The 518-nt window shown below is 64.9% G+C and carries 1 protein-coding gene; it reads right to left on the reverse strand.

Annotation, left to right across the window (positions count from 1 at the left end; genetic code table 11):
* Positions 1–142: 142 nt before the first annotated feature.
* On the reverse strand, positions 143–518 hold a 376-nt coding region (locus HWY05_RS37730), incomplete at its 5' end, for a flagellin (RefSeq protein ID WP_279614205.1).

Below are 518 nucleotides of genomic sequence, written 5' to 3' on the forward strand. Positions count from 1 at the left end.
CCCGCGGGAAAACGGTACGGCGAAAAACATAGCCCCGTAAAAGCAAAAAGCGCGCGACGGCCACGAGGAAGGTTGCGCCGTCGCACGAACGGACCGCCCATGAAGGCGCGGCCCGGGTTTTCAAAGCAGTACCGCGACAGCCTTACTGCAGGAGCTTCAGGACCTGCTGCGGCAGCGAGTTCGCTTGCGCGAGCACCGAGATGCCGGCTTGCTGCAGCACTTGCGCACGGCTCAGGTTCGCGGTTTCCTGCGCGAAGTCCGCGCTCTGGATCTGCGACTGGGCCGACGACAGGTTGGTCGAGTTGGCCTGCTGCGTTTGCGCGACGGCCTGCAGACGGTTCTGCGTGGCGCCCAGCGTGGCTTGCAGGTTGTTGATGGTGGACAGCGCGTTGGCGACCGAGAAGATCGTCTGGTTGGCGCCCGTGGCGCTGCTGATCGACAGGTTCGAGACGGTCGGCGGCGCGTTCACGGCGTTGATCTGCGAGATCATCTGGGTTGCCGCGCTGGCTTGTGCCGTC

This window comes from Paraburkholderia sp. BCC1876 (assembly GCF_902833695.1).
GTDB lineage: Bacteria > Pseudomonadota > Gammaproteobacteria > Burkholderiales > Burkholderiaceae > Paraburkholderia.